The following is a 3,011-nucleotide window of genomic DNA, read 5'->3' as shown; positions in this document are numbered from 1 at the left end:
GGGCGGTGTGGATCAGAAGCCGGCGGGGGCCTTGATTCCGCTCTGGTCGAGCTGTGTGCGGATCTGGTCCTTCAGCCGGTCGAGACCGTCCTGGGTGAAGGCCTCGGCGCGGGCGACCAGCACGTCCTGGGTGTTGGAGGCGCGCAGCAGCCACCAGCCGTCGGCGGTCTTGACGCGGACGCCGTCGATGTCGGTGACCTGGATGGCGGGGTCGGCGGCGGCCATGGCCCGCACCCGGTCCTGGATCTCGGTGACGGCGGCGAACTTGCGGCTCTCATCGACCTGGAAGCGCACCTCCGGCGTGTTCAGCACCGGCGGCAGCCGGTCGCGCAAGGCTCCCAGCGGGCCCAGGCGGCTGACCAGCCCCAGCAGGCGCACGGCACAATAGAGCGCGTCGTCGAAGCCGTAATACTTGTCGGCGAAGAAGATATGGCCCGACATCTCGCCCGCCAGCGGGCTGCCGGTCTCGGCCATCTTGGCCTTCAGCAGCGAATGGCCGGTCTTCCACATCAAGGGCGTGCCGCCATGCTCGGCGATGGCGTCGAACAGGGTCTGGCTGGCCTTGACGTCGGCGATGATGGTGGCGCCGGGATGGCTCTTCAGCACATCCATGGCATAGATGGCCACCAGCTGGTCGCCCCAGACGATGCGGCCCTGGGCGTCGATGGCGCCGATGCGGTCGCCGTCGCCGTCGAAGGCGATGCCCAGATCCGCCCCCACCTCGGCCACCTTGGCCGTAAGGTCGACCAGGTTCTCCGGCACCGTCGGGTCGGGATGGTGGTTGGGGAAGCGCCCGTCGATCGCATCGAACAGCACGGTGTGCCGGCCCGGCAGACGGGCCACCAGCCGGCGCAGGATCTCGCCGGTGGCGCCGTTGCCGGCATCCCAGACGCAGGACAGCGGCTCCACGCCGTCATAATCCCGCAGCAGCCGCTCCACATAGGTGTCCTGCAGGTCCAGGCTGCGCTGGCTGCCGGCGCCCGTGGCGAAGTCGCCCGCCGCGGCGATGCTGCCGATCTCCTGGATCATGGCGCCATAGACCGGCGCCTTGCCCAGCATCATCTTGAAGCCGTTGTAATCCGGCGGATTGTGCGAGCCGGTGATCATCATCCCGGCATCCAGCTCCAGATGACGCACCGCGAAGTACAGCATCGGCGTCGGTCCCAGACCGATCCGCACCACCTCCAGCCCGGTCGAGACCAGACCCTCAACCGCCGCCGCCTCCAGCGACGGCGACGACAGCCGGCCGTCATACCCGATGGCAATGCGGCGGCCGCCCCCCCGCACCACCATGCTGCCGAACCCACGGCCGATGGCACGCGCATCGGCCTCCGTCAGCGTCTTCCCCACAATCCCGCGGATGTCGTACTCGCGCAGAACCGTCGGATCAAACCTATGGGCTAACGTCATCGCTTCACCGTCAGCAAGGGACCACCAAGGCGGGCCGGTCAGGACAGGGCCTGTTCCGGCAGCGGCAGTTCGCGCACGAATTTCTTCAGGCGGCTGGGCCGGCCGATGGAACTGTAGGCGAAGCCCGCCATCTCGGCATCCTCGGGATTGTAGATATTGCGCAGGTCCACCAGCACCGGCGCATTCATGCGCTTGCAGATGCGCTTCAGGTCCAGGGCGCGGAACTCGTTCCATTCCGTCAGCACGACGGCGCAGTCGGCCTGCTCCAGCGCGGCATAGCTGTCCTCGGTCCAGACCACGTCCGGCAGCATCTTCTCCGCCTCGTGCATGCCGGCGGGATCGAAGGCCGCCACGGTGGCCCCGGCCTGCTGCAGCATGGGGATGATGTCCAGCGCCGGCGCATCGCGCATGTCGTCGGTGTTGGGCTTGAAGGTCACGCCCAGGATGCCGATGCGCTTGCCTGCCACCGAGCCGCCGCAGGCCTCGATGATGCGGCCGGCCATGGCCTTCTTGCGCTTGCTGTTGACATCCACCACGGACTCGATGATGCGCAGCGGCGAGCCATAATCCTGGGCCGTCTTCACCAGGGCCAGCGTGTCCTTGGGGAAGCAGGAGCCGCCATAGCCCGGCCCGGGATGCAGGAACTTCTTGCCGATGCGGCCATCGAGCCCGATGCCCTTGGCCACATCATGCACGTCGGCACCGACCTTCTCGCACAGGTCGGCGATTTCGTTGATGAAGGTGATCTTGGCCGCTAGGAAGGTGTTGGCCGCGTATTTGATCAGCTCGGACGTTTCCAGGCTGGTCATGACGATGGGCGTTTCGATCAGGTACAGCGGCCGGTAGAGGGCGCGCATGACGGCGCGGGCGCGATCACTGTCGGTGCCGATGACGACGCGGTCCGGCCGCAGAAAATCCTCGATGGCCGAGCCTTCGCGCAGGAATTCCGGATTGGAGGCGACATCGAAATCCGCTTCCGGCCGGGTCTTGCGCACGATGCGGGCGACCTCGCGGCCCGTACCCACAGGCACGGTCGACTTGGTGACGACCACGGTGTAGCTGTCCGGGTCCAGGGCGCGCGCGATCTCCTCGGCCGCGGCATAGACATAGGACAGATCGGCATGGCCATCGCCGCGGCGGGTCGGCGTGCCCACGGCGATGAAGACGGCATCGGCGCCCTTCACGGCCGTCGCCAGATCGGTGGTGAAGGACAGGCGGCCGGCCTTGGCATTCTTGGCCACCAGATCATCGAGACCCGGCTCGTAGATGGGGATCTCGCCGCGTTCCAGACGGTCGATCTTGCCGGCATCCTTGTCGACGCAGCAGACATCGACACCGAATTCGGAGAAACAGGCGCCAGACACCAGGCCCACATAGCCGGTGCCGATCACAGCGATACGCATCGCATCACCCCACGGGTTGGGTCATCGGAACAGGGGGCACGACGCCCCCGAAACGGGTTTCACACCATGTCCTTCAGGGCGGCCCTGACCTTGTCGGCCATGTCGGGTCGGTCCAGGGCATAGGCGACATTGGCGAGGACGAAACCGAGCTTGTCGCCGCAATCGAAGCGCTTGCCCTCGAACTTGAAGCCATGGAAG

The 3,011-nt window shown here is 66.8% G+C and carries 2 protein-coding genes; both read right to left on the bottom strand.

The features are described 5' to 3' along the window. Positions 1-12: 12 nt before the first annotated feature. Positions 13-1,410, bottom strand: coding sequence for a phosphoglucomutase/phosphomannomutase PgmG (gene pgmG, locus DK368_RS21120; RefSeq protein ID WP_114395945.1), 1,398 nt, complete (start codon positions 1,408-1,410; stop codon positions 13-15). 38 nt (positions 1,411-1,448) lie between these two features. Further along, a complete protein-coding gene (locus DK368_RS21115) occupies positions 1,449-2,813 on the bottom strand; it encodes a UDP-glucose dehydrogenase family protein (RefSeq protein ID WP_114395944.1) in 1,365 nt (454 codons plus the stop codon). Positions 2,814-3,011 lie beyond the last annotated feature (198 nt).

The organism is Oleisolibacter albus (assembly GCF_003336875.1).
GTDB classification, from domain to species: domain Bacteria; phylum Pseudomonadota; class Alphaproteobacteria; order Azospirillales; family Azospirillaceae; genus Niveispirillum; species Niveispirillum album.
This window is presented reverse-complemented; position numbering and strand designations above follow the sequence as displayed.

Coding starts and splice junctions, on each gene's coding strand:
- pgmG (WP_114395945.1), bottom strand. CDS start 1,410: ATGACGTTAGCCCATAGGTTTGATCCGACGGTTCTGCGCGAGTACGAC.
- DK368_RS21115 (WP_114395944.1), bottom strand. CDS start 2,813: ATGCGTATCGCTGTGATCGGCACCGGCTATGTGGGCCTGGTGTCTGGC.